Source organism: Amycolatopsis sp. NPDC041971 (assembly GCF_055588925.1).
This window is the reverse complement of record NZ_JBVJCE010000007.1, coordinates 287,390-311,259: the sequence shown is the minus strand read 5'-3', so window position 1 is coordinate 311,259 and position 23,870 is coordinate 287,390. Positions and strand designations below refer to the sequence as shown.

General features: G+C 68.1%; 23 protein-coding genes and 1 pseudogene. 12 read left to right on the top strand and 12 right to left on the bottom strand.

From position 1 onward, the window contains the following. Positions 1 to 175: 175 nt before the first annotated feature. Both ACZ6DT_RS17400 and ACZ6DT_RS17395 read right to left on the bottom strand, forming a co-directional pair. A complete protein-coding gene (locus ACZ6DT_RS17400; RefSeq protein ID WP_465595600.1) occupies positions 176 to 499 on the bottom strand; it encodes a hypothetical protein in 324 nt (107 codons plus the stop codon). A 4-nt stretch (positions 500 to 503) separates the two neighbouring features. Next, the gene (locus tag ACZ6DT_RS17395; protein WP_465595597.1) at positions 504 to 1,313 is read right to left on the bottom strand and encodes a hypothetical protein; all 810 of its coding nucleotides are present in this window, start codon (positions 1,311 to 1,313) and stop codon (positions 504 to 506) included. A 159-nt stretch (positions 1,314 to 1,472) separates the two neighbouring features. Here ACZ6DT_RS17395 and ACZ6DT_RS17390 point away from each other — a divergent pair, with 159 nt between their 5' ends. Then, entirely contained in the window at positions 1,473 to 2,735 is a 1,263-nt protein-coding gene (locus tag ACZ6DT_RS17390) for a serine/threonine protein kinase (protein ID WP_465595594.1), read from the top strand. Here the strand turns inward: ACZ6DT_RS17390 and ACZ6DT_RS17385 are convergent. The 3 genes from ACZ6DT_RS17385 to ACZ6DT_RS17375 are packed head-to-tail and all read right to left on the bottom strand — an operon-like array spanning position 2,732 to position 6,545. Then, a complete protein-coding gene (locus ACZ6DT_RS17385) occupies positions 2,732 to 4,561 on the bottom strand; it encodes a fibronectin type III domain-containing protein (protein WP_465595591.1) in 1,830 nt (609 codons plus the stop codon). The genes ACZ6DT_RS17390 and ACZ6DT_RS17385 overlap by 4 nt on opposite strands. Before the next feature lie 56 nt (positions 4,562 to 4,617). Continuing rightward, positions 4,618 to 5,868: a sensor histidine kinase gene (locus ACZ6DT_RS17380; RefSeq protein WP_465595588.1), complete on the bottom strand. Its 1,251-nt coding sequence runs from the start codon at positions 5,866 to 5,868 to the stop codon at positions 4,618 to 4,620. Continuing rightward, on the bottom strand, positions 5,865 to 6,545 hold the full coding sequence (locus ACZ6DT_RS17375; RefSeq protein WP_465595585.1) for a response regulator transcription factor: 681 nt from the start codon (positions 6,543 to 6,545) through the stop codon (positions 5,865 to 5,867). The genes ACZ6DT_RS17380 and ACZ6DT_RS17375 overlap by 4 nt, the downstream gene beginning before the upstream one ends. A 57-nt stretch (positions 6,546 to 6,602) precedes the next feature. Between ACZ6DT_RS17375 and ACZ6DT_RS17370 the strand changes: the two genes are divergently transcribed. From ACZ6DT_RS17370 to ACZ6DT_RS17360, 3 genes are read left to right on the top strand one after another with little or no spacing between them, the layout of a single operon-like run. Continuing rightward, positions 6,603 to 7,874: an AfsR/SARP family transcriptional regulator gene (locus ACZ6DT_RS17370; protein ID WP_465595704.1), complete on the top strand. Its 1,272-nt coding sequence runs from the start codon at positions 6,603 to 6,605 to the stop codon at positions 7,872 to 7,874. Further along, a complete protein-coding gene (locus ACZ6DT_RS17365; RefSeq protein WP_465595582.1) occupies positions 7,871 to 8,542 on the top strand; it encodes a helix-turn-helix transcriptional regulator in 672 nt (223 codons plus the stop codon). The genes ACZ6DT_RS17370 and ACZ6DT_RS17365 overlap by 4 nt, the downstream gene beginning before the upstream one ends. Before the next feature lie 31 nt (positions 8,543 to 8,573). Continuing rightward, entirely contained in the window at positions 8,574 to 9,230 is a 657-nt protein-coding gene (locus ACZ6DT_RS17360) for a winged helix-turn-helix domain-containing protein (RefSeq protein ID WP_465595701.1), read from the top strand. 37 nt (positions 9,231 to 9,267) lie between these two features. Here ACZ6DT_RS17360 and ACZ6DT_RS17355 read toward each other — a convergent pair. Beyond that, a pseudogene (locus ACZ6DT_RS17355) lies at positions 9,268 to 9,724 on the bottom strand (transposase); the annotation flags it as partial. A 40-nt stretch (positions 9,725 to 9,764) separates the two neighbouring features. Between ACZ6DT_RS17355 and ACZ6DT_RS17350 the strand changes: the two are divergent. After that, complete coding sequence (locus ACZ6DT_RS17350) at positions 9,765 to 10,052, top strand: hypothetical protein (protein ID WP_465595579.1); 288 nt, start codon at positions 9,765 to 9,767, stop codon at positions 10,050 to 10,052. 465 nt (positions 10,053 to 10,517) lie between these two features. Here the strand turns inward: ACZ6DT_RS17350 and ACZ6DT_RS17345 are convergent, their stop codons facing one another. Further along, positions 10,518 to 10,742 carry a hypothetical protein gene (locus ACZ6DT_RS17345; RefSeq protein ID WP_465595577.1) on the bottom strand — a complete coding sequence of 75 codons (225 nt, stop codon included), beginning with the start codon at positions 10,740 to 10,742 and terminating at the stop codon, positions 10,518 to 10,520. Positions 10,743 to 11,362: 620 nt separating this feature from the next. Between ACZ6DT_RS17345 and ACZ6DT_RS17340 the strand changes: the two genes are divergently transcribed. Both ACZ6DT_RS17340 and ACZ6DT_RS17335 read left to right on the top strand, forming a co-directional pair. Next, positions 11,363 to 12,196, top strand: a complete 834-nt coding sequence (locus tag ACZ6DT_RS17340) for a hypothetical protein (RefSeq protein ID WP_465595574.1) — start codon at positions 11,363 to 11,365, stop codon at positions 12,194 to 12,196. 188 nt (positions 12,197 to 12,384) lie between these two features. Further along, the gene (locus ACZ6DT_RS17335) at positions 12,385 to 13,305 is read left to right on the top strand and encodes a hypothetical protein (protein WP_465595571.1); all 921 of its coding nucleotides are present in this window, start codon (positions 12,385 to 12,387) and stop codon (positions 13,303 to 13,305) included. Positions 13,306 to 13,404: 99 nt separating this feature from the next. On the opposite strand, the gene ACZ6DT_RS17330 is transcribed toward ACZ6DT_RS17335, so the two are convergent. Both ACZ6DT_RS17330 and ACZ6DT_RS17325 read right to left on the bottom strand, forming a co-directional pair. Next, the gene (locus ACZ6DT_RS17330) at positions 13,405 to 13,731 is read right to left on the bottom strand and encodes a hypothetical protein (RefSeq protein ID WP_465595568.1); all 327 of its coding nucleotides are present in this window, start codon (positions 13,729 to 13,731) and stop codon (positions 13,405 to 13,407) included. A gap of 174 nt (positions 13,732 to 13,905) precedes the next feature. Then, positions 13,906 to 14,499 carry a helix-turn-helix transcriptional regulator gene (locus tag ACZ6DT_RS17325; protein ID WP_465595565.1) on the bottom strand — a complete coding sequence of 198 codons (594 nt, stop codon included), beginning with the start codon at positions 14,497 to 14,499 and terminating at the stop codon, positions 13,906 to 13,908. 576 nt (positions 14,500 to 15,075) lie between these two features. Between ACZ6DT_RS17325 and ACZ6DT_RS17320 the strand changes: the two genes are divergently transcribed. Next, the gene (locus ACZ6DT_RS17320; RefSeq protein ID WP_465595563.1) at positions 15,076 to 15,429 is read left to right on the top strand and encodes a hypothetical protein; all 354 of its coding nucleotides are present in this window, start codon (positions 15,076 to 15,078) and stop codon (positions 15,427 to 15,429) included. Positions 15,430 to 15,747: 318 nt separating this feature from the next. Then, positions 15,748 to 16,098: a hypothetical protein gene (locus ACZ6DT_RS17315; RefSeq protein ID WP_465595560.1), complete on the top strand. Its 351-nt coding sequence runs from the start codon at positions 15,748 to 15,750 to the stop codon at positions 16,096 to 16,098. A gap of 196 nt (positions 16,099 to 16,294) precedes the next feature. Here the strand turns inward: ACZ6DT_RS17315 and ACZ6DT_RS17310 are convergent, their stop codons facing one another. Further along, positions 16,295 to 17,236, bottom strand: a complete 942-nt coding sequence (locus ACZ6DT_RS17310) for a lysyl oxidase family protein (RefSeq protein WP_465595557.1) — start codon at positions 17,234 to 17,236, stop codon at positions 16,295 to 16,297. Positions 17,237 to 17,397: 161 nt separating this feature from the next. Between ACZ6DT_RS17310 and wecB the strand changes: the two genes are divergently transcribed. Then, complete coding sequence (wecB, locus tag ACZ6DT_RS17305) at positions 17,398 to 18,564, top strand: non-hydrolyzing UDP-N-acetylglucosamine 2-epimerase (RefSeq protein WP_465595554.1); 1,167 nt, start codon at positions 17,398 to 17,400, stop codon at positions 18,562 to 18,564. Positions 18,565 to 18,569: 5 nt separating this feature from the next. Here the strand turns inward: wecB and ACZ6DT_RS17300 are convergent, their stop codons facing one another. Both ACZ6DT_RS17300 and ACZ6DT_RS17295 read right to left on the bottom strand, forming a co-directional pair. Further along, positions 18,570 to 19,895 carry an NAD(P)/FAD-dependent oxidoreductase gene (locus tag ACZ6DT_RS17300; RefSeq protein ID WP_465595551.1) on the bottom strand — a complete coding sequence of 442 codons (1,326 nt, stop codon included), beginning with the start codon at positions 19,893 to 19,895 and terminating at the stop codon, positions 18,570 to 18,572. 7 nt (positions 19,896 to 19,902) lie between these two features. Beyond that, complete coding sequence (locus ACZ6DT_RS17295; protein ID WP_465595548.1) at positions 19,903 to 20,718, bottom strand: glycosyltransferase; 816 nt, start codon at positions 20,716 to 20,718, stop codon at positions 19,903 to 19,905. 390 nt (positions 20,719 to 21,108) lie between these two features. Between ACZ6DT_RS17295 and ACZ6DT_RS17290 the strand changes: the two genes are divergently transcribed. Together ACZ6DT_RS17290 and ACZ6DT_RS17285 are read left to right on the top strand one after the other, a co-directional pair. Next, a complete protein-coding gene (locus tag ACZ6DT_RS17290) occupies positions 21,109 to 22,527 on the top strand; it encodes an exopolysaccharide biosynthesis polyprenyl glycosylphosphotransferase (RefSeq protein WP_465595545.1) in 1,419 nt (472 codons plus the stop codon). Next, entirely contained in the window at positions 22,509 to 23,825 is a 1,317-nt protein-coding gene (locus tag ACZ6DT_RS17285) for a putative glycoside hydrolase family 15 protein (protein WP_465595542.1), read from the top strand. Before ACZ6DT_RS17290 ends, ACZ6DT_RS17285 begins: the two co-directional genes overlap by 19 nt. Positions 23,826 to 23,870: the final 45 nt, after the last annotated feature.

The following is a 23,870-nucleotide window of genomic DNA, read 5'->3' as shown; positions in this document are numbered from 1 at the left end:
GTCCCTTTTTTGCAAACAGGTTGTTGCGGGCGGGGACCTGGGAGACGCCCCTTTCACGGAGCCCCCCTCCTGCTGGCGCGTGGTGAGTGGTAATGACGGTTAGAACCGTCATTACCACTCACGATCCCCTTTCGCCGCACTCCCCGTGACCTTCGTGAATTTCGCGATCTTCAACTCAGTGCTTACGCTCGTAGATTTCTTCGGCCAGCGAGTGGCCCATCAGGCCGCCGAAGACGCCCGCCGCCACACCGACCACCAGGCCCATCGGCGACATCACCAATACGCCCGCCGCGATGCCGAAGGCCAGCGAGCCCGTAGCGCCGCCGAGGCCGGTGTATGCGCCCAAGCTCAATGGTTCGCGTTCGTAAGCGAGAAATTCCGCTTCGTCTTCCGGGGCAGGCTCGAACTCGTCGGCAGGAGGAAGTGGCGGCGGGTCTTCGCGCTCCCAGACTTCTTGTGGGATCACGATGTACTGGGTGGGTTCCAGCGTGGCGGTCATGGCGTCACCAGGCGTTGGCGGAGGCGGTGCCGTTGGTCGAAGTCGCGCTGGACCACGAGGACGCGCCGTTACCCGACGAGCTCGCCGTCTTCGTGACCGTGTTGCCCGACTTGTGTGTGGTCTTCGAAACGGTCTTGCCTTCCGCACGAAGGGCGGCGAGTCGCTTCGCCAGATCGTCGGGGAGGTTGGCCTTCTTGATCCGGTCGTGCGCGCCGTGATGGCCGTGGCAAGGCTTCTTGCCCGCGGTCGGCTTCATCGAGTCCCGCAGGTTCTTCAGGTCCTTTTCGGACTGTGCAAGCCGCTTCTTGGCGTCACGCAACGTCTTTTCTGCGTTCTTGACGGTCTTGCGTGCGTCGTCGACGGCCTTGATCGCGGTGTCCAGCTTCGGGGTGGCCGGAGCGATCGCCATCCGCAACGGAGACACCGTCGGCGCCTTGGCCGCAGCCTGCACCACGAACCGCTTCTGCTCCGGCGCCTGCCGCACCTTCTTCACCTGCGGCTTCGACAACGTGGCCGGGACGGCGGCGCGATGGGCCGCGGCGGGTTTGACGTGGTGCGCGGGCTTGGGTGCGGCCGGCTGCGCGGCCGCCGTCGGCGCCTTCGGCAAGACGTTCACCGGCTTCGGCGCGACCGGCGCGGCCCCGGGAGCGGGCGCCGGAGCGGGCGCGGGGGCCGGGGCCTGGGCCTGTGCGGGCGCCGGGGCGGCGCTGTCGTCCGTGCTGTCCACCAAAGCGTTCGCCGTCGTCGCACCGAGCGCGGCGGTCGCCAGCCCGGCCACTCCGTAGACGGCCGCGCGCCGCAGATTCCGCTTCATGTTCGCCTCCTCAGGTTGTGGGGCGTGGAGAAACCACCGCCGTGGTGGCAAGAGTGGCCCGCGGGGGTCCATGGCGGATACATCCGTGGTACATCGGCGGAGGCGGCAATTACCGGACATGCTCGCCGTCCACGGCTCTCGGATGACAGACTGGGAGCGATGGAAGACGACGAGCTGGTGCCATTGGGCGAGGGCCCGGCCGCCACCGTGCTGGCCGGAATGGACGAGACGACCGGCGAGGCCTTCGCGCTCAAGGTGTACCCCGGTCGCGTCGATCGCCGCACCCGCGCCGAACTGGACAAGGAACTCTCCGCGCTGAACTCCTTGAGCGAGCTCGGCACGGTCCTCGTTCCCACCGAAGCGAAGGACCTGCCCGACGGCCGGTTCGGCGTCCGGATGGAACTCTGCACGCAATCGCTGGCCGAACTCGTCGGTGCCTTCGGGCCGCTTTCCGTCCAGGACGTGCTTTCCCTCGGCGAGGCCCTCGCGACGACGTTGGCCGCGGCGCACCAGGCCGGCGTCGTCCACGGCGGGATGACGCCCGGCAACGTCCTCTTCCGCGCGTCAGGCGCGCCGGTCCTGGCGGACTTCGGGCTCGCGCTGCGACAGTCGTTCCCCGGCGATTCCGCGGTGGGGTTCCTCGCGCCGGAAACGATCACCGATGGCGTCCGCGACGAACGCACCGATCTTTACGGCCTCGGCGCGCTGCTGTATTTCGCGCTCACCGGCCGTTCCCCGGCGCGGGAAGAGCCGGGCGAGAACGCGGACGAGCTGACGCTGCGCGTGCTCAGCGGCCCGGTGCCGCCGATCGACCGGCCCGGCCTCCCGGCGGGGCTCGGTCCGCTCGTGGCCTCACTGCTGGCGCGCGACCCCGGCGCCCGTCCCATCGACGCCACCCTGGTAGCCACCCGGCTCGGCGCGACCCCCGGTGTCTCGGCCACCCCGCGCCCGCTCGGCGAGCCGATCCTGGACTACGGCCCGGAGCACGCGAAATCCCACCGTAAGGGGAAAACCCGGCTGATCGTCGGCGTCGCGGCCGGGGCCGTGCTCCTCGCCGCGGCAGCGGTCTTCGTGCTGCAGAACCGGCCACGTGAGCTGCCCGTGCCGCCCGCGAGCGCCGAACCGGTGACCAGCGTGCCCACCACGACCGCCGACCCCGTGCGCCTCGACCTCGCCGATCCGGTCGACAACGGCGGCTACGTTCAACTTTCCTGGCGCAGCACCGGGTCCACGCTGCATTACGCCGTCATCGTCGCGGGCGTGGACTTGCCGCGGAAGACTCATTACGTCGAGAGCGGCACGACCTACCGGGTCGATGTCCAGCCCGGCCGGCAGTACTGCTTCGTCGTGCAGGCGACCGACCTCGTGCACTCCTACAAAAGCGAGAGCAAGGGCATCCGCGGCGCCCGCTGCGTTCGCTAGCCCGACTTCCAGGTGATGACGTTGGACTTCACTCCGGTGTCGGAGACCACCCACACCTGGTTGCCGACCTGGCCGAAGTCGAACGCCTCGAAGGTGCAGTTACCACTGGCCGGGATCTCGCAAGTGTGACCCTCGTTGTCGTAATCCGGATCGCTCGACCATGGCCTGACGAGGACGCGGGCGCCGGGTTTGAAGCCCTTCATCACCACGCGGATCTTGGCGCACGCGGGCGCCTCGCACGTCTCGTTGTAGGTCCCGGTCTTGCCGCGGCTGATGGTGATCGTCGGCTTCGGCGCCGCGGGCCGGGTGACCCTCGCCGTGGCCGGGGCGCCTCGCCCCGCGCGGCTCTCCGCCGCGACCGCGATCGTGTAGGTCACGCCTTCGCGCAGATTCGGGATCGACGTCGACCGCGCGTCGCCGCCGAGCGTGGCCGAACCCGCGCCCGATCCGGACGACGGTGTCCACGACACGCGATATCCCGTCACCGCCGCGCCGTTCGGCGCCGCGGCGCCCCAGGTGACGTTCGCCGTCGCGCCGGCCAAGGTGGCGCGGAGGCCGCCGGGAATGGCGGGAGGGCTCGCCGCCAGCGCCTTGGCGGACGTCGGAGGCGATGGTGGCGACGGTGGCCGCGGCTTGGACGGTGGCGGCGATTTCGGCCGCTCGCCGCCGTTGCCTCGTTGCGGGGGTAGCTGAACCGTCGAGGGCGGGGGCGGCGTGGACTGCGGAACCGGCGGCTTGTCGGCGGTCACCGCGACCTTCGCGACCGTGCCCTCCTGATCGACCACCAGGACGTGGTTCCCCTGCGCGCCTTCGATGTAGACCCGTTTGTCCTCACCGCGCGAGAGCTTCGGCGATCCGTTGTCCGGCGGGATCGGCATCGTGTGCCGCGGGGCGCCGTCCGGCGAGTAGGTGAGCACGGTGTTGCGGGTCAAGTCGAGCAGGACGACGGCCGAGGACGAAGCGGTCGGCCGCGAGTACTGGCCGTCGGACAGGTCGATCGTCTTGAGCGGGCCGGGATGGCGCCCGGCGCTGAGGCCACTCGCGTCGAGAAAGTACAGCTTGCGCAAGCCCGGCTCGAGGACCGCGATCCGCCCGCCCGCGTCGGCCGAGGCGATTTGCGCGCCCGCGCTGAACGACGCGTTCAGCGGCAGAGGCTTCCCGAGCCCGGTGTCGCTGACGGTCTGCAGGGTGCTCGCCGTGGTGTCGACGTACGCCGGGGTGTCGCCGACGACGGTCAGCGCACCGGAATGTCCGCGGATGGCCTGCACCGGGCAGCCGACGGCGTCGGCGCCCTTCGACAGCCGGCACAGCATTCCGTCGCCGGTGCGCTGCAGCCAGACCGTGCCGTCCGAGGTGGCCACCGGATCGCCGAGGGAGCCGCCCGTGTCGATCGACGCGAACGCGTCGCCGAGCCGGACGACCCGCCCCGCCTCGCGGAAGACGAGGTAGGGCCCGCCCGCGGTTTCCAGCAGGACCGGCCGCTCACCGGTCACCGGCTGGTCCACCGTGCGGCTCACCGTGAGATCGGACTTGCCGAACTCGATGATCCGCCGCTGACCGATCACGTACGCGCTCGTGTCGCCCTGGACCACGTCGGAGCCGGGTTCGAGACCCGGCACGGCGGCCTGGGCGTCCACGCTCCGGTTGGCACCGTTGACGAAGAAAACGAGGCCGAGGGCGGGGTTGGCGACCCAGTGCCCGGGCTGCGTGAGGCCAAGGCCAGGCACCGGCTTCACCGCCCCCGTGGCGACGGCGATCACGATCGCCAGGCAGGTGGCCGACAGCACGATGAGCGGCATACGCCGCTTGAATCCCCTCTCCGGCACCGTCTGATCATAGAAGAACCAGGTACAGAATGGAGCCGCTCGGATACATTTCCCGGTCAGGACACTTCCGGCAGTTTCAATTCGAAGATCGCGCCGCCTTCTTCGGCGTTGTAGACGCGCAGCCTGCCGCCGTGTGCGAGCGCGACCCATCGCACGATCGACAGGCCGAGCCCGCTCGACCCGCCGCCGCTGGTGAACCGGTCGAACGTCTCCTCCGCGACCGACGAGTCGATCCCCGGCCCGCTGTCGGCGACGGTCACCTGACCGCCGGCGACGGTGACGTGCACGATGGCCTCGTAGCCGGGACGCCGTCCGTAGCGCAGCGCGTTGTCGAGCAGGTTGGCCACCGCGCGCTGGACCAGCGCCGGGTCGGCGGTGACCGTCGACGGCGCCGCGACCAGCGTCACCTGAGCGCCCTCGGCCGGGGTCTCCGCCACGACGCTCGCGACGAGCTGGTCCAGCCGCACGGGCTGCGCGGCCAGCGATTCGACCCCGGCCGCGAGCCGGGCGCGCACGAGCAGGCCGTCGATGATGCCGCCCATGCGCCCGGCGAGCCGGACGGTCCGTGGCAGCAGTTCGTCGCTCTCGGCGGGGTTGCGCACCGCCGCTTCGGCCAGCGCGCGCAGCGCCGCGACCGGCGTGCGCAGGTCGTGCGCGGTCTCGGCGAGCAGGACCTCCTGTTGCTGGAGCGCGGCGGCCGCCGGCCGGATCGCTCGTCCGGCCAGCACGTGCCCGGTCACGCCGATGGCGCCCAGCAGGAGCGCGCATCCGCCGATGACCAGCAGTTTCAGCTGTTCATGCGCGGCGAGGGCGTCCCGCGCGTCGGCGACCGCCACGATGGCGCCCGACTCCTGGTTGTTGCGGTTGCGGAAGGGCTCGACGCCGATACGGACCATCTCACCCGCGGTTCCGCTGCTGTAGCCATTGAGCACGGCCCCGTTCCGCACCGACAGGTCGGCGAAGGCCTGTAACCGCGTGGCGTCGATCGGCACACAGGTCCGGCCGCTCGCGTACGGCGGGAACCCGCCCGCGCCACTGGGCAGGATCATGAACTGCGGGCACTGCCGGTTCACTTCGTCCTGGCCGACGTAGGCGGTGGTGACGGTGTCGCCCTCACCCATGATCAGCCGTTTGACCGGTGCGGTGACGCGGGCGAGCTCGCTGTCCAGCTGGACTTCGCGCTGCTGCAGGTCGGTGCTCACGGCGAGCCAGGCGAGGACCACCAACCCGGCGGCGTTCAGCCCGGTGAACAGCCACGTGAGCAGCCACCGCAGTCGGCGGAGCCGATCGGCCGCGGAGCCGTTCACCGGCTCGCGATCCGGTAGCCGCGGCCACGGACGGTGTGGATGAGCTCTGGCTCGCCGAGCCGCACCCGCAGGCGCCGGATCACCACGTCGACGACATTGGACATGGGGTCGGTGCTCATGTCCCAGCAGTGCTCGATCAGCTCGTCACGCCCGACAGCCAGATCCAGCCGCGAAAGCAGGTACTCCAGCACCGCGAACTCCTTGTCGCTCAAGGTGAGCAGGGTGCCGCCGCGGTGCACCTGCCGCCGGGCACAGTCCATTTCGAGGTCCTCGTGGCGCAGCACCGACGGCCGTCCGGCGCCCGCGCGGCGGTAGAGCGCGTGGACGCGGGCGCTCATCTCGGCCACCGCGAACGGCTTCACCAGATAGTCGTCGCCGCCGTGCTCGAATCCGGCGACCCGGTCGACGAGGCTGTCGCGCGCGGTCAGGAACAGCACGGGGACCGCCCAGCCTTCCTGACGCCGTCGGTGGACGTAACCGATCGAATCGCCGTCGGGCAGCATCCGGTCGAAGACCGCGCAGGCGAACCCGCCCGCGGCCAGCTCGGCGTCGGCCTGTGCCAGGTCACCGGCCTCGCGGACGCGCAGGCCGCTCCCGTTCAGCTCGGCGGTGATCGCCACCCGGAGGTCTTCGTCGTCTTCCACGACCAGCACGAGCGCCGTTGGCTCAGTTGTCATCGGAACCTCAGGTACATGGCGCGATCGTAGGAGGACACGAGGGAGAGGGGTGTGAGCATGGTGCTCTTCCAGGTCCTGGGGCCACTCGAGGTGCGTGGCCGCGACGGCGTCACGGGGCGGCCGGCCGGCGGGAAACCCGCGACGGTGCTGGCCGCGCTCCTGGTGCAGCCTAACGCGTGGGTCGCGGTGGACCGGCTGATCGAGAACACGTGGCAGGAACAGGCCGCGCCGGCTTCGGCCGAAGCGAACTTGAAGACGTACATGTGGCAGCTGCGGCGGCTGTTGCCGGAACACGACGCCGGCCCCCGCATCGAGGGCAGGGCGGGGGCCTATCGGCTGCACGTCGGCCCGGGTGAGCTGGACGCCGACTGTGCGGTGGCTCTTGCCGATGACGCTGCGCAGGCACTGGCGGCGGGGGCACCGGGAACCGCGTTGAAGCTGACAGAGCAGGCTTTGCGGCTGTGGCGGGGGAGGCCGTTCGAGGGGTTGGACGTCCTCGCCGATGACGCTGTCGAGCGGCTCGACGAGTTGCACCGGCAGCTACGTGAGTCGCTTGCCGAAGCCCAGCTCGGGCTCGGGCGGACGGCCGACGCGGTGGCCACACTGCAGGCGCTGACCGCGGACGACCCGCTGCGCGAGGACGTCTGGGCACGGCTGATGCGGGCCCAGCACGCGAGGGGACGTCCGGCGCAGGCACTGGCCACGTTCCACCGGGCGCGGCGGTTGCTGGCCGCCGAACTGGGGGTGCGCCCGGGACCCGAGCTGATGAAGGCGTTCCAGGCGGTGCACGGCTCCGGGGCAGCGGACCGGCCACGGCGGGAGCTGCCGCGGGCCGTCGAGCCGCTGATGAACCGGGACCGGGAGCTCGTGGCACTGGGCCGGGCACTGACCGGGTGCGCGCCCGCGGTCGTCGTCACCGGTGCGGCAGGGGTGGGAAAGACCGCGCTCGCGGTGGCTGCGGCTCATCGGGTCAGCGAACGCTTTCCTGACGGCCAGTTCTTCGTCGATCTGCACGGAGGATCCCGGCCACTGACGACCGCGGCGGTGCTGGAGCGGTTGTTGCGCGGCCTCGGGTTCCCGCCCGCGCTGATCCCGGCCGATGTGGACGAACGTGCCGCGCTGTGGCGCTCGGAACTGGCCGGGCGGCGGGTTCTGCTGGTTTTCGACGACGCCGCGGCTCGTGGCCAGGTCGCGCCACTGCTGCCCGCCACCGGTCGCAGCGCCGCCATTGTCACCACGCGCGGGCGGGACTCCTCGCTCGCCGCGGCCATGACCGTCCACTTGGGACCGGTGCGGGCGCCGTCCGGACAGCTGGAGCGGGTGGCGTGACCGCCATCCACCATGGACCCGGCCTGGTATCGCGTGCGGACACGACGCTTTCGGCGGCGACCCGTGAGGTGCTCGTCATGGTGGCGATGGCCGGTACGGCCGGGCCGCTGCCGGCGTTCCGCGCCGCCGACCGCGACAATCTGCGGCGCGGCGTGCGCTACCGGGTACTCGTGTCGGTCGAGGTGAGGATCAACCCGGAGGCCGTCGGGTGGCTGGATACGTTAGCCGCCCACGGTGCCGAAATCCGCACCGTGGCGGCCGTGCCGATGGTCGCGCTCGTCGTCGACGGCACGCTCGCGCTGCTGCCGGGGGACCGGTGCGGTGACCTCCGGGGCGAACTCGCCGTGTTCCGCCTGCCCGGCGTGGTCAGGATCGTGGCCGAGCTGTTCGAAAGACTGTGGCCCGCTGGAACGCCTTTCATCGCCGCGACACAGTGCACCCCCGAGCCGTCGGGTACCGGATCGGAGCCGACTCGGCGCGAGCTGGACCTGCTGGCGCTGCTCGTGGACGGCTACACCGACGAGTCCGCCGCGGCCCGTCTCGGCGTTTCCGAGCGGACTGTGCGGAGGATGGTGTCCGACCTGATGCACCGGCTCGGCGCGCGCAGCCGTTTCGAAGCAGGCGCGAAGACCGCAGACCGCGGCTGGCTGACAGAGCTCCTCAGGTGATGCCGTGGGCAGATCACGCTACGGTCGTCTGGTGCGTGTACTGGTCACCGAGGACGACGAGAACCTCCGGTTAGCCGTCGAGACTTCACTTCGAGGCTCCGGGTTCGCCGTCGACGTCGCCAAGGACCTCCCCGACGCCGACGAAGCGCTGAGTGTCAATGCCTACGACTGCGTCGTGCTCGACCGGATGCTGCCTGCCGGGGACTCTCTCGGCTACGTCAGCGAACGCCGCAGGGACGGCTGGGAGGTGCCGGTGCTGTTCCTGACCGCGCGCGACACGGTCGCCGACCGGATCGCCGGACTGGCCTGGGCCGACGATTACCTGGTCAAGCCTTTCGCGATGGCAGAACTGATCGCGCGAGTCCGCAGCCTGTGCCGCCGTGGCGACTCCGTACCGGCGCCGGTGCTGGGATTCCTCGACCTCGAACTGGACACCGGCAGACACGAGGCGCGACGCGGCGGCGTCACGTTGGCGTTGACCAGTAAGGAGTTCGCGGTCCTGCACCGGCTGGTGGCCGCGGCGGGCGAGCCGGTCCGGCGCCGCGACCTGACCGACGCGGGCTGGGACGAGCTGGTGCCTCCGAAGCCCAACGCGCTCGAGGTGCTGATCGCACAGGTGCGGCACAAGCTCGGCCCGCCGCCGGTGATTCACACCGTGCGCGGCGTCGGGTACGTCTTGCGCGGGTGATCACTTCCAGTCCGTGAAACGCAGACCGTGTTTTCGGCAACACCTTATCGGTGATGGTGGAGATGGTCTGCCGCGACACCTCGGCACCATAAACCTCGGCTAGATGCGCGGAGATCTCTCCGGTGGTCAATCCCTTGGCAGCCAAGGAAATCACCATCTCGTCGACGCCAGTCAGGCGTTTCTGCCGCTTCGCGACGATCTTCGGTTCGAAGCTGGCGTCCCGGTCACGGGGCACGTCGACCCGCACAGGCCCGACGTCGGTCAGGACAGTCTTCGAGCGGGTGCCGTTGCGTGAGTTGCCGGTCCCGCGACCAGCTGGGTCGTGCTTGTCATAGCCCAGGTGATCGGCGATCTCCCCGTCCAGCGCGGACTCCAGCAACCACTTGGTCAGCTGCTGCAATACCCCCGCCCTCGCCGGACAGCCTCAGCCCACCGGCCTTGGCACGGCTCAGCAGCTGCCCGACGAGCTGGCCGTCCAGGCCATCCAAACCCATCTCGGGCTTCGAGTCCTCAGCGTTCTCCACGCCGGACATCATGTCGGTCATCAAATGCACTTCCATGATGGGGAGTTACACCGAACGTTCTACAGTCCCGCCACCGTGCCTGGCTGCTTGGTGCCGACGGGTCTTCGTAGTCAAGATCGTGCGCGATTGCGGTCTGTGCCTCGAAGAACTTGTCGAGCGTTTCGATCTGAGCGACTGGGAGCTGGGCATTCAAGATCCCGAGAGTGTCGCGCACTCGGACTTTGACGTCACTGTGGCCCTGCGAGCTGGCCTTGGTACGGACGTCAATGTGGACTTTGATCATCTGGTGCCGGAGTGAGATGACGCGGCAACTGCGTCGAGCTCACGCCTCAAGTGCTGCGGGTTTTCGTGTCCTACGCTGTCTCCGATTGGGCTCCGTTGCCGACGTAGAGCCCGATACAGGCCGACACACAGCGGCACTCGGCATCCAATGACACTGGCTGACACGGTGGCGGAGGAGACTTGTAAACAGAACGTCAGGCGTTCGAGCCCCCTTGGCGGCTCAAGATCACTTCCCCCCGAAAACACCCTTCTACCTGGTGTTTTCTGACTTCGATTGTTGCTAGCCGCCTATCGCGTGGGTGCCCGCAGGTGTTACCGAGGCCTCGGGGTGCCCGAGGGGTGCCCGCGCGTTTTCCGATGAGGTACGACGCGTGCGACGACAACGGGCGCCACGCTGCTCCCGATCTTCGGTCCGTGAAACGTCGAAGCCCCACTGCTCAGCTCATGCGAGCAGTGGGGCTACGACAACGGAGACAGGCGACTACGGCCTGGTCGGTTCGCGCCGACCGGCGTCGGTGAGTACGTAGTAGGGCAGGGCGTCGAGTGAGGGATCGCCCCACCCGTGAGTGATCCAGCCTCGGTTACGCAGAACTTGGAGCAGCGAGGACAGCCGTTGGTCGGTGATGTTGGCCTCACGTCGTAGGTCCCCGCTGTAAAGCGAGCCCTCGGCGTTTCCCGCGAGGAAAACGTCCGTCAGCCTTCGCATGAGCTGATTCTCAACCTCGTCGTCCTGTTCTGGCAGGTCCGGCGGCCGGCGAAACCGGGTCGAGCAGCGGCCGCAGCCTGGTCGCGTCGGCCCGCTCGGCGGCCGCGGCGGACGACTGCCCGCATCGCCGAAGATCTTGTTCCCTTCCTGACCCCCGGCGAGACAGCTACGCCGATCGCGCTGACGTGGCTTTCGGTTCTCGGGCACGAAGTCGGCGTCCGGGACCCGGAGGGCCGAAAAGATCAACGCGGGGTTCCGAAACTGGGGTGTCTGACAAGGGAATGTCACGGCAGGCCGTGCGAATACGAATACAGTTCCCGCGATCGTGTTACGGAAGGGCACCGTTATCCGTCTCGTGGTCACCTATTCGAGTGGTACGGCCTCGTGAGTATTGACCTTTTCACCGCGGTGGCACTCAGTGAATTGTCGCTGGTCAGCTTCGAATCAGTGGTCTCGGCCGGAGGTGCACGTCGCCATCGGCCGGTTTTTCGCCAGGGGTGCGCGGTGGCCACCAGATGCGTCGCGCTTACCATTCACACGCGATAACGGCACGCGATGTCGGCCATGCAGAAACTTGACGATCAGGGGAAGTTGGCGCTGTGACGCACGCGGGAAGCCCGATGACCGACGCCATGCGCGTCGGTCGTCTTCTGGCTCGCGTGCTCGTCTTGGTGGGCGGTGTGGTCGCGGCGACCGTGGTCGGATGGATCGCGGGCGATGTCACCGCGAGGGCCGATATCCCGGTCATCGAAGAAGCGTCCGAATGGATCGCTCCGCGGGCCGCGGCCGAGATCGATCCGCCGAAATCGGCGGCACCTGCGTGGTTGGGTGATCCGATCTCCGCGGTGGCGAGTCCGTCGCTGCCCGCGTCCGCTGCGCCGTCACTGACCGGGAAAACGAAGAGTGCGGTATCGCTCGTCGAGCGCGCGGTCCTCTCGGTGAAAAACCTTGACGACACGGCGAAATCCATGGCGAGTATGGTCACGGCCGCCGACGAGGCAGCCCGTCACGCTGTCGCCGCCCTGGACGCTTCCGTCCTGCGGCGGCCGGGTGATGTCAGTCGAGACCTCGTGGGGGTCACGGCATTCGCAGCCGGCCCGCCGGTTTCGAACCCGGTGATCGCCCCCTCCGTCCTGGACTTCCAGGGTGCGGCGGACGGCCGCACCGCCCTCTCCGCACCATGCCGGGACATGTCTCCCGGCGAACATTCGTCCCCGGCGTCGCGCGCACGCACGTCCGGTCACACCGCGGGGAAGTCGATTCCTCCGTGGTCACCGATGTCACTGTGCGGCACGTCGACAAGTCTCGCTGTGGCGTGCGGTGGTGACCACGCGAGTGGTGCCGTGCTGACCGGTCGTCCCGGCCGGGCCGATCGGATTTCGCTGAATTGCAGCGATAATGGACACCAGGCCGCACTGGCCGTGGTGCTCCGGCCGGACGTCACACCCGGCTGACCCTGTCGCGACCACCTACGCGTTCGGTGTCGGATTCCTCTTCCGGGCGTGGTCGCCTTTCCGCGGCGATCGCCGTTGTCCCACGGCGTTCGATTCCGTAGTTCCCTTTCCGCGTGGCGGTCGCCCGCGACTCTTCTCAACGGCACGCCACGAATCAATCCCCCTTTTGTCAGTAAAGGAGTTTTGTCATGCAAAACTGGATGAAGTACCTGCTCCAGACCACGATGACCACCGGTGGCCTGCTGATGCTGGGCACGGGTATCGCCTCGGCGAGCGAGAACGTCAACCCCGATCTGCCCGCCTCCCCGCTGGATCAGATCGTCGCCCCCGCGGCCAGCGGGCTGACCGAGGCCATGCAGCAGGCGCGGCCGCTGCAGCAGCTGGACACGGCGGACGAGGATTCCTTGCAGCCGTCCGTCGACGCGGTGGTGAACGATGTCCCGGCGGCGGTGCCGCCCACCACCACCCCGGTCGGGCCGATCTACCCGGTGCCGACGGGGTTGCTGGACTTCCTTCCGTTGCAGCTCAGCGAGGTCGCGGGCGAGGCGCAGGAGCCGAACCTGAACGCCCCGCTCGGTGCCGAACTGGGTGCCGCCGAGTTGCCCACCCTTCCGATTCTCTCGCGCGTCGAGCAGGCACACGACTCGCTCCCGGTGGGGAAGCCCGCCCTTCCCGTCCACGGCGAATTCGCGGTACTGCCCGCTCCGGTCGATACGACCGTCGCCACCGATCCGCTCGACGCCGGCTCGGGTACCAGGGTGACCGCTTTCCACACCGACGCGCCGAAGACCGCGACCGAGTTCGAGACTCCCGGCTCCGCCTCGATGCCGGGGATGCCCGCCGTACCGGGCAATGCCCAGCGGGCCGACACCTCCGCCCCCGCGCTTCCGTTGGTGGGCGGGCTTTTGCCCATCGGCGAGTCGATCCTTCCCGCGCACACGGCCACGAACGGTGGCTTGCCCGTGCTCGGTGGAATCACCCCGCTGCCCCAGAACGGGTCCCTGCTCGGCGCTGACCAGACATCGCCTTCCTTGGCGGAGAACGGGTTACTCGGGCTGGCCGCGGTTCAGCAACTCACCGGCTCGGCGGGGAACCTCCTGCAGAAGTAGTGACAGGGTTCGACCGCTGCTAAAGAGTTCGAGTACCTGAAGGCCCCCTTCCTCGCACCAGGTGCGAGGAAGGGGGCCTCCAAGTTTTCAAGCGGGCCGTCAATCAGGCCAGGCTTCGGCTTCGGCGGTGAGGGCGGTGGTGATGTCGATTCTTCCGGTGCGCACTTGCCACGCCAGTGAATTCGGCCGAGGTTCCACGAGAAGCCAACCCACGACCGATTCGTCGCCATAGCAGGGGGAATCGGGATCGCCCACGCCCAGCGCGTCGAAGTACTCGCGCGCGGGCCACGTTTCGGGGACCCATCGTCGTGCCCAGCGCACGACGATGCGGGCGAGGTCATTGCGGCCGTCCGCCGGATGAATGAGGCGGTCACCGGTCGTGCAGACCAGCTGTGGAGCAAAGGCCGCGCCCAAGGGCGCGGTCACGAGTTGGTCATTCATTTCTTCCCCCGGACAAGCGAACATGAGCCATGTTTTCGTGAATACGCATGGACATAAGAGCGGAAAACCGCCTTGACCCCGATGGGCCGATTCGGTCATGGTCGGCACGACGGTCGTTCGCGGGCGCCGTGAGCAAGAGCCACCAGAGCCTGGAACCGCTTAGCTGATGAGGTTCTTGCGCATCGCTTGTCCGACCGCGTGCGCGCGGTCGGTGGCGGCGAGCTTCCTGAACAGTCGTTGTGCGTGGGTTTTCACAGTGTCCTCCGCGAGGTGCAGGTCACTGCCGATCTCGTTGTTCGTCTTGCCGAGGCTTATCCCGCGCAGCACTTCGATCTCCCGCTTGGACAAGGCCGGCACTTGTTCCACCGTGGCACGGGGTCTCGGCAGTGAGAAGGAGCCGGGCGAGGTGCCGGCCGCCCCGGTGCTCGTACTGCTCGCTTCACAGGCGAGAAATGCGGATGCCCCCTCCCTGATCGCGCCGATCGCGATGGAGGCCAATTCCGGCGCGCCGAACACCACGACCGCCGTGCCGGGCCGGAGCATGACTAGCGTCCTGATCGTCTCCGTCAGGACGTCCGATCGTACGCGGGCGCTCAAGAAGACCGTATTCGACGGCAGGAGACGAAATTTGGCGATCAGTTCGGTGCTGGTGCCGGCGGATCCGACGCGCCGCATCCCCGGCACGCCGGCGAGCAGACGGACCATGCGCTCACGCGGTTCACGTCGGCCGTCCAGGACAAGCGCATTCACCACCACATCCTCCGTTTGCCGAGGCGATGGGTCACCAGGGGTGCGCGGCCACCTCGGCGATCAGAGGTGCGGCGCTTTCGTTGGGAGGCTACACACACCATTACGGGTGAATCAGAGCGGTCTTCGTTTCCGTGAACCGGTTTGGGCTGGTCACCGGGGTGGCGACGGGTTCGAGGCCGTTGGGGAATCCATTGCCGGAAGGCAAGCAGGCAATCCGACCGAGTGACGGCTTCGCAGGTTGGGGTGTTGAGGATGACCTCTTTCGGGGTAATTCCACGAGTAATCGACAGTCTGTCTCAGGAACGGCGCCAAGGTTTCCCCGCCGCTCCCAGGGCGGCCGGAGTGGCTGAGCGCGCAGGAGACGGCCTTGACCGAGTGATCGAACGTCCGGGGCGCGGGAAAAGCGGGTAACCCGATCGGGCCACCTACCGCGTGTTCAGGGCATCGCGGTACCTACACGATGGTGGTTCCACCTGGAAAAGATCGTGCGTTGTCAGTACGTTTTCCTCGTCGCTGGGGCAGAAACAAAGCTGCTTGACGTCCCGTCCGAAGCGATCTTCGAATCGAGGAGATTCCCAAATGCTGAAGAAGATCGGTTTTGTCACGGCCGCGATCGCCGCCGGAGCCTTCATCACCGGTGGTGTCGCGTCCGCCGATATCTCTGACGACTACTACGACTACGGTCATGACCACAGCGGTCAGGTCGGTCTGGTCAACCTGAACAACATCGACGTGCTGCACAACGTGAACGGCACGCTCGGCCTTTGTGGCAACGACGTGAACGTGCTGGGAGTCCAGGTGCCGATCCGTGACTCGCTCAACGGTATCGGGGTGCCGATTCTCTCGCCGGGCTCGCACGAGGCCGAGGGCGATTCGCCGTACAACTGCGCATCGAGTGCCGTGACCGACGGTGGCACGGTGCAGGACAACTAGAAAGTCTCGGTGCCTCGGTCGTCCGCCGCGTGTGCGGAAGGCGGCCGGGGCACGGGGCCGGCGATTCGCATCGCTGTCGTAATGGGTGCCCGGAGTCGGGGGAGAGCCGCACATTCCTCTCCGTACTCCGGGCGCGCCGCGACGTGGTGTGACGCCGGCACGGGCGGGGCCGGTCACCAAGCAGGCGAAGGCGTACCCGCCCGGCGTGAACGCACCATAACCGACCTCACCGGGGCATGGCGAACACATACGCCACCGCCTCGGCTCTCTCGTTTGCAGGGGCGTCCCGGTGAGGCAATATCCTTAGGAGTCTTTTAGATGATCAAGCAGCTCGGCTTCGTCGCCACCGCCCTCGCCGCCGGAATGGCGATCGCCGGCGGGACCGCCTCCGCGGCAAGCACCTCCATCGCGGACTACCCGATCGACCACAACGAGCAGCTCGGGCTCGCCAACGTCCAGAACCTCGACGTGGTCCACAACCTCAACGTCGTCGGCGGCGTCTGCGACAACAACGTGAACGTGCTCGGTGTGCAGGTCCCGATCCGCGACGTCGCCGAAGGCATCGCCATTCCGGTCCTGTCCCCCGGTGCGACCGAGGCCGAAGGCGCCACCCCGGACAACTGCGCCAGCGGCATCATCCAGGACGGCGGGACCCTGCAAGGGAACTGAGCGACTTCGTCGAAGCCGCCGCGTGGAGCTCCTTCCGCGCGGCGGCTTTTTTCTGTCTCCACCCGGTCATCCGGTGGATGAGGCCAGGCGCCCGGCACGGTCCGGGTAGCCTGGTCCCATCATCCCGCCGTCCCGATCGGCGACTGATCGATGATCTTGCCAGAGATCGCGATCACCGCCAGCCGAGGAATGCACGTCAACCGCAGTGTGCCTGTCCAGGGCAACTGCGGAGGAATTTGACGACCGGTCCCCGCGAGAGGACTCCGGACAACCCGGGTTCGCCGTTCGGCCATTCGATCGACAGCGCCACGGACGAGGAATTGTTCCCGTAATCCGTCTCCGCCAGTGTGCGGTCCCCGTTCACCGTGTTCACCAGTGTGTAGAGACCGGAGGGAACGTCGGTGATGTCCAGCCACTGGAAGTCGACGTCGTACTTGTAGTCGTCACCTGAACCGACGGAGATCCCTTCGACGACGTCGAGGGCGTTCGGTTCGTGATGACGGCAGTTGTTCGCGCGGAGACGTTTGGCGAGTTCCGCGTCGGGACCGGTGGCCCCCGGCACCCGGGCAGGCTTGACGGGGTCGGCGATGGGGAACCGGTCACCGAGGCAGAACCCGTTCTTGCGGTCGGTGACGACGACTTCCCCTCGTTTCGAGGTCAGCGCGAAGTGTTCGAAGTTCATCAAGTGCCAGTGCTGGTGGGACATGGCCGGTTCGTAGTAAGTGAAGGCGCGGGTCGGTCGCTGTGCCGCCGTGTAGTCGGCGGGGATGGAGCCGTCCTTGGCATCGCGCAGGGCCTGACGGACGGACATACGGGGTTGCTTCGTGTCGTCGCGACGGCCGTAGAGCAGCAACGGTCCGTCGCCGATGTTCTCTTCCGAGCTGGTGAAGCGGATCCTGACGGCCTTCGCGGCGGCGGGGAGAACACAGCGGCCGTTCGGCGCGGCCGGGTCGATCACCATGCACACGTCCCAAGCGGTGCACTTGACCGGATCACCGGAGTACCCGCCGGCGCACCCGGGTGGTGCCTGCCGGAGATCGGGGAGCAGAAAGCCCGGTGCGGCGTCCGACCGCGGAATCGCCGTGGTGACCGCGGCCGCGAGCACCACGGCCGTCAAGGCGAAGTATTTCTTGAGCAAGGAGTTTCCCATTCTGTGGGGGCGTTCGATCGGTTCACCCTATTAGAGTGGAGTGCTTTCTGGTGGGTGCCGCAACCGGATCACACAATGGATTGATCGTGGCGACGCCGGTGATGCCGGTGGGTAACGTGCGTGCGGACCGAAGTCGAAAGGACCTCTGCATGTCGATCGTCACCGGTGCCGGCGCGCCACCGGAAGAGCGGACCGAGGTGCTTCCCCGGTCGGGACGGCAGGCGATGGCCGGTGGCGTCGTGCTGGTCTGCGGCACGCGGCCGGAGCTCATCAAACTGTCCCCGTTGATGAAATGCCTCGGTGACCGTTGTGCCGTCGTCTACACGGGACAGCACTACGACGAGTCGTTGTACTCGCGTATCCGCGCGGACTTGCCGTCGTCCCAGCGGTTTCGCGAACTCGGCGTGACCGTGGACGGCCGTGCCGCGCAACTCGGCCAAGCGATCGGCGCCGTCGACAAGGCCCTGGCCGAGTTCCCTCATCCGGTGGTCGTGGTACAAGGTGACACGACGTCCGCGCTCGCCGGGGCGCTGGCGGCGAACGCCCGGGAACTCCCGCTCGTGCACGTCGAGGCCGGGCTGCGCAGTCATGACCGCGCGATGCCCGAAGAACACAACCGTGTCCTCATCGACCATCTCGCCGACCTCTGTTGTGCCCCGACCGACCTCAATCGGCGAAACCTCGTCGCCGAGAACGTTTCCACCGAACGGATCGTGGTCACCGGCAATACGGTCGTCGAGGCGCTTGTGGCCGGGCTACCGCCCGCGGCGGCCAGGGCCGATCTCCTGTCCGTTCGCGGCTTGCGCCGGGACGAGTACGTTCTCGCGACGCTCCATCGGCCGGAGAACGTGGACGATCCCGCACGGCTGTCGGAGATCCTGCGGGAACTCGGCAGGCTGCCGCTTCCGGTGGTACTCCCGTTGCATCCCCGGACGAGCAAGAGCGTGCGGCGGTTCGGCCTGACCCGCCTCCTCGTCCCGCTCCTGGTACTCGAACCCCAGGCTTACCCTTCTTTCCTCGCGCTGGCCGCCGAAGCGGCGCTCATCGTTTCGGATTCCGGCGGTATCCAAGAAGAAGCGAGTGTGCTGAAACGGCCGGTGATCGTGGTCCGCCGGAGTACCGAGCGCCCCGAGATCTCCGGTGACTTCGGGACACTCGTGCCGCCTGGACCGCGGATCGGTGCGGAGGCGGCGGGGTGGCTGGACGACGTGGCGGGGCACCGCGAACGGCTGCGGCACATCCCTTCACCGTACGGGGACGGGTCGGCCTCGCGTCGGATCGTCGACGCGATCGAGGGAATGATCCCGCCGCGGTGAGCCGCTCACGGCACCCGCTCGCCGGCGTCCTGCCGTCCGAGGCTCTCGAAAAGAAGACCGGTCACCCGGTTCGCGAGCTTGACGCTCGAGTTCCAGCTCGTGACGTCCGGGTACACGTGGGCGGTGGTAGCCAAGAACAGGCTGGTGCCGTCGACCGTGACGGGTGGCCGCGCGGCCAGGTATCCCAGTGGGTACACCGGTTCGACGAACGGTGCCTTGAACACCCGCACGGACTCGACGTCCTCCGGGCGCAGTTCGGGGAAAAGCTCCCTGAGCTGATCGGTCCATTGGGCGGCGATACGGTCCGGCTCGCCGCGGTAGAGGCGGGACGACCGGTCGGTGTAGCGCATGACGTAGACGAGATTCGCGCCGCCGTGTATTTCGGTACCGGTGAGGGCGGACATTTCCACCACGCCGTCGAATCCGGTACCGGAGCGCAACACCGGTGTCCAATAATGCCCGCTCAGCCGGCGGCGGAGGAAGAACACGCCGGTGACCACTCCCTGATACCGGAGATCGCTCCCCGGCAGGCGCTCCGCGAGTTCGTCGTCGGCGAGCCGGCGCAACTGTGGCAGCGGCACGGTCGAGACTACCTTGTCCACGTCGAGCACCTCGCCGTCGGACAGCGTGAGTGAACAGCCGTCAGCGGTGCCGCGCAGCCGATGGACCGGCGCCGACAGCCGAATCGTCCCGCCCGCGTCCTCAATGGACGCCCGCAGCGCGTCGATGATCGTCCTGTAGCCCCCGTCGGGGTATCCGCGCGTCGCGACATTGCGTTCACGTCCGAGTCGCTGCCACAGGTACAGGGCGGGGACGTCGCCGAAGGAGGGGCCGAACTTCGACCCGAACATCGGAGCGAAGAACTCTTCCCAGATACGACGGCCGTAGAGCCCGCGCAGCCAGTCCTCGGTGCGGAGCACGTCGAGGTCCCGGCCCTTTCCCCACCGTCGCACCAGCAAGGACGCCAAGCCGAAGCGAACCCGCTCGTGGAACCGCAACGGGGTGAACCGCAGCAGGTCGAGAGCGGAGTTGAACCGATGATGGCGGCCGTCGACGACCATGCCCATCGTCGTCTTCCGCCAGCGCACGGTGTCCTTCAAGCCCACCTCGTCCAGCAGGGCGAGGAGCTCGGCGTCGGTCGGCATGACGCAGTGGTAGAACCGTTCCACCGCCTGATCGCCGTGCGGGAAGAACGTGCCGAGCCCGCCGAGCTGGTCACTGGCCTCGAGCAGGGTGACCCGGACCCCGCGGCGGGTGAGCCGGTGGGCGGTGGCCAGGCCACAGATTCCGCCGCCGATCACCGCGACGGAAGAGGAGAACGTGGTTGTCACCGGAGGATCACAACTTCCGGTACGGCGCCGGGCTGAGCCGGTCGCGGACGAGCAGTTTCACGTATTGCACGAGAGTCCGCCGGAGTTTCAGCTTGCTCGGCCCCCGCTTGCGGTCGTAGCGCAGGGCGAGCGGAACCTCCTTGATCACCGGGCTGCAGTGACGGAGCTTGAGCAGGAGCTCCACCATGCACGCGAAACCCTGCTCCTCGATGAGCCGGTCACCCCAGTGAGCCGAGGCCCTCTCCAGCAGCGTGGCGCGATAGGCGCGGTAGCCACTGGTGAAGTCACGGACCCCGTCGACAGCGAGGGCGCGCCGGAAAAGCTGGGCGGCGCCACGGGAAAGCAACCGCCTGACCGGTGGCGCGGTCCGATCGTCGCCGCCGGGGACGAACCGGGAACAGATGGCGACATCCGCGCCCGCGGCGATCTCTTCACGCAACCGGCGGATCAAGCCGGGATCGTGGGTGTCGTCGGCGTCCATGACGACGATGATGTCGTCGGCACCCGATTCGTCCAGCGCGGCGCGGAGACCGGTTTGCACGGCGCGACCGAGGCCGAGGTTGACCGCGTGCCGGACGACGCGCACTTCCAGTCCGCCGAAGCCGGATTCGGCCACGGCCGCGGATCGGTCGGACGAACCGTCGTCGACCACCCAAACGGTGAGCTGCTCGGTGAGCGCGGCCTCGGCGAGCCGTTCCAGCAGAACGGGCAAGGCCGTTTCTTCGTTGAACGCGGGCAGTACGACATGCGCCCGTCCAGCGGTCCGTGCCCTTTCACGGTCCGGTTCCGCTCTCGTGGCCAGAGCGGTCTCATTCGCTGACACGTATCCCCTTCGACTGCTCGAAATCATCCCCACGGCCGTAAACCTCGGTTCGGCCGACAGCTCATATTCGGCTATGTTGAACCCTTTCTTTAGGGTCGGCTGAGATCCCCCGAAAGGAGGGTTGTTCCTGAAAACACAACGTGTTCACCGGTATCCCCTGAAAGGTGGATTCAGCTCGTTCGCCCGATCGGGTCTGCCGGCCGCGAAACGCGGAAAAAGACGGCGGACCGAACAGGATTTGGTCCGATTGGCTGACTTGTGACGAAAGTGGAAATTCATCGTGAAGACGAAATCGATCCGCGGCGGATCCGGCGGCGGGCGGGGTTTCCGTTCGTCACGCAGACTCGCGCGGGGTTCGGCCGTTCACCCATCCCGGCAAGGACCGGCGTGGTGACCGAACTGAGGACTCCGGCACTCGCCGGACCACTGCGGGACCGGTCGTATCGCCGACCGGCCGCCACCAGGCGGAGACGTCCCTTGCTGGCGCGGGTGAACGCCGTCGTGGTGCTGCTCGCCATGGTCGACGTCGTCGCGTGGCTGGTCGCGGCGCGAATCGCCGGAGTGACCGTGCCTCAAGCACTTCTGGCTGGAACGATCCTGGCGGGCGCACGTGTCGCCGGACGGGTTCACCGGCGCCGGCTGTGGTTGTCCTGGCTGCAGGATCTGCCGCGATCGGTGGGTGCTTCCCTGCTCGCGTTCGTGGTGATCACGTGCTTCGTGGCGGCGACGCAACCGGTGACATCGGGGCTGACCTCGATACAGTGGATGGTGCTGGAGTTCGCCGTACTGAGCGAAGGCATGCGGCCGTGGGTGTTCGCCTTCGGGCGATGGGGGCGCAGACGGCTCCGGCGCTGTGACCGCGCCATCGTGGTCGGTGCGGGGGACAGTGCCGGTGACCTGATCCGCACGATGTTGCGGCATCCGGAATTCGGTCTTCTCCCGGTGGGATTCGTGCCCTCCGGCCCGGTCGGGAGGACTTCCGCTCTCCCGGTGGAGGTGATCCGCGACGGGCTGGCCGAGGCCATCGTCCGGCACGGTGCGGGGACGGTCGTGCTCGCACACACCGGAGAAGGCGACAGCTCCGCCGTCGACGCGGCCGTCACGGCGCACCGGCTCAGGTGCGTCACCCTGGTCCTGCCTCGGCTGTTCGCGCTCTGCCCGGACAAGCACGGAGTCGACCGGCTTCGGAGCTATCCGCTGATGCGGCTGGCCGGATCGCCGACTCGACGGCCGAGCTGGTTGCTCAAACGCGTGATCGAGACCGCGCTGGCCGCCGTCGCGCTCGTGGTACTGGCGCCGGTCATCGCGTTGTGCGCGATCGCGGTCCTGCTGGAGAGCGGGTTCCCGGTGATCTTCCGTCAGGTGCGCGTCGGTGTGGACGGCCGCACCTTCCTGCTCTACAAGCTTCGCAGTGTCCGGCAGGAGACGGTCGACGATTCGGCGACACGCTGGTCGGTGGCCGGCGACCACCGGGTCGGACCCGTCGGCCGGTTCCTGCGTAAGTCCTCTTTGGACGAATTGCCGCAGCTGTGGAACGTGGTGCGCGGGGACATGGTCCTGGTCGGACCGCGGCCGGAGCGGCCGGTGTTCGTCGAGGAGTTCTCCGCCGTCCACGACCTTTACTGGGCCCGCCATCGGGTGCCGACGGGGTTGACCGGTCTCGCTCAGGTCCACGGCCTGCGTGGGGACACCTCGATCGCCGACCGTGCCCGGTACGACAACTACTACATCGCCAACTGGTCACTCTGGCTGGACGTCAAGATCATCATCCTCACGATGGGAGAACTGTTTTGCCGAAGGCGGCGCTGACGTTCGAACGCCCGGTCGTCATCCGGCTCGCCGCCGGATGCGCCGCATTGGTACTGGTCGCCGGATGTGTGGCCAGTTCGGCAGGCCAGTCGGCGGCGCCACCGCCGAAACCGCTGGCGCCGTGCGCGTGGTGGTACGGGATCGGGCAGCCGCCGACGGCGGACGAACTGAGGCTGGCCGCCCGGCGGTACGACGTCGTCGTGCTCAACGCCGACCAGACCGCGGCGATGCGGACGCTACGGGAGCTCAATCCACGGATCAAGGTGCTCGTCTACAAGGATCTGTCCAGCACCCGCAATTACGCGGGCGCGGTGAACGGGGGTGAGGACGCCGAGTTCCTGCCGAGCGGGATCGGGTACGTCGCGGCGCAGCGCGCGCATCCCGAATGGTTCGCGACCGACACCCAAGGACGGCGCATCGAATGGCAGGGTTACCCGAAGCACTGGCAGATGACGGTGTGGGACTCGGCCTACCAGCAGGCGTGGATCGCCGCCGTGATGGCGGAAGTGACCAGGGAGGGCTGGGACGGGATCCTGGCGGACAACGACTTCAACTCCCTGAGGCACTATTCGACGGCGATCCTCGCCGGGACGACGACCATGGCGGAAACCGACCGGAAGCTGCGTGACGGTCTCGACGCCTTTCTCTCGCAGATCGGGGACGCCGTGCAGAAGGCGGGGAAGTTGTTCGTGCCGAACGTGTCGGAGACGCATCTGCTGCCGGGCAGGTGGACGGCGCATTCCCGCTTCGGTGGTGCGATGGAGGAGAACTTCGGGTTCCGCGAAGACGGCGGGAGCGGCGGGCTGCTCACCTTCCGCGGCAACGAGTTCCAGGAGCTGCGGGCCCAGGCCGCGCTCGGGGAGTCACTGTTGCTGCTGGTCACCCGGACGAGGACGGCACAGCAGCACCGGGCGGGATACGCGAGTGCCGCGTTGCTGGCCGGTCCCCAGACGTGCTGGACCCCGGCCACCACGGACGATTACCGCGATCCCGAATGGTCGGCACTGCAGGGCAGCGACCTCGGGGAAGCGGTCGACGCGGCGGGGCGCCAGCCCAACGGGGTGTGGACCCGGACGTTCACCGGCGGCTGGGTCGCGGTGAACCCCACGTCGGCGGCTCAGACCGTGACGCCGCCCGAAGGACTCGTCGTGGCGGGCAACCGCACCGCGCCGGTCTTCTCCGCGCCGCCTTCGTGGTCCCCGCCGTCCTCACCGTCTTCGCCGTCTTCGTCACCGGCACGGCCCGCTCAGATCACCCTGGCGGCCGCGGACGGGATCGTGATGGTCAAGCCGAAGTAGTGCCCCGTAGGTCGAGCGTGACGTCACCGGATGCCTGTCGTGACG

Coding starts and splice junctions, on each gene's coding strand:
- ACZ6DT_RS17370 (WP_465595704.1), top strand. CDS start 6,603: ATGGTGCTCTTCCAGGTCCTGGGGCCACTCGAGGTGCGTGGCCGCGAC.
- ACZ6DT_RS17375 (WP_465595585.1), bottom strand. CDS start 6,545: ATGACAACTGAGCCAACGGCGCTCGTGCTGGTCGTGGAAGACGACGAA.
- wecB (WP_465595554.1), top strand. CDS start 17,398: ATGTCGATCGTCACCGGTGCCGGCGCGCCACCGGAAGAGCGGACCGAG.
- ACZ6DT_RS17320 (WP_465595563.1), top strand. CDS start 15,076: ATGCTGAAGAAGATCGGTTTTGTCACGGCCGCGATCGCCGCCGGAGCC.
- ACZ6DT_RS17345 (WP_465595577.1), bottom strand. CDS start 10,742: ATGCGAAGGCTGACGGACGTTTTCCTCGCGGGAAACGCCGAGGGCTCG.
- ACZ6DT_RS17335 (WP_465595571.1), top strand. CDS start 12,385: ATGCAAAACTGGATGAAGTACCTGCTCCAGACCACGATGACCACCGGT.
- ACZ6DT_RS17400 (WP_465595600.1), bottom strand. CDS start 499: ATGACCGCCACGCTGGAACCCACCCAGTACATCGTGATCCCACAAGAA.
- ACZ6DT_RS17390 (WP_465595594.1), top strand. CDS start 1,473: ATGGAAGACGACGAGCTGGTGCCATTGGGCGAGGGCCCGGCCGCCACC.
- ACZ6DT_RS17395 (WP_465595597.1), bottom strand. CDS start 1,313: ATGAAGCGGAATCTGCGGCGCGCGGCCGTCTACGGAGTGGCCGGGCTG.
- ACZ6DT_RS17350 (WP_465595579.1), top strand. CDS start 9,765: ATGTCGGTCATCAAATGCACTTCCATGATGGGGAGTTACACCGAACGT.
- ACZ6DT_RS17315 (WP_465595560.1), top strand. CDS start 15,748: ATGATCAAGCAGCTCGGCTTCGTCGCCACCGCCCTCGCCGCCGGAATG.
- ACZ6DT_RS17340 (WP_465595574.1), top strand. CDS start 11,363: ATGACCGACGCCATGCGCGTCGGTCGTCTTCTGGCTCGCGTGCTCGTC.